Genomic DNA, 261 nt, shown 5'->3' with positions numbered 1-261 from the left:
TCTGGAGGCCACCGACCGCCCGCTGCTGCGTCGCAGCCATCGCGACGCCGGTCTGGCCGTCCTGCTGGCGCCAGACGTGCCTGCGGTTCTGCTGGAGATGGGCTTCATCACCAATGCCGAGGACGAGCGCGCCCTGAGTGACGAACGCGTCCGCCGCCGCATGATGAAGGCTGTCGCTGACGGCATTGATCGCTATTTCAGCCAGCCGCAGGCGCCCTTGATGATGGCGTCCAGCGGCGGCGCGATGGGCCAGCCCTGAAA

General features: G+C 67.8%; 1 protein-coding gene. It reads left to right on the top strand.

The features are described 5' to 3' along the window. The coding region (locus MXD59_RS26135; RefSeq protein WP_248827222.1) for an N-acetylmuramoyl-L-alanine amidase family protein at positions 1-259 on the top strand (259 nt) is incomplete at its 5' end. Positions 260-261 lie beyond the last annotated feature (2 nt).

Origin of the sequence: Frankia umida (assembly GCF_023242945.1) — a bacterium.
Lineage (GTDB): Bacteria > Actinomycetota > Actinomycetes > Frankiales > Frankiaceae > Frankia > Frankia umida.
Note: the sequence above shows the minus strand (reverse complement) of the source record. Positions and strands in the feature narration are given on the sequence as shown.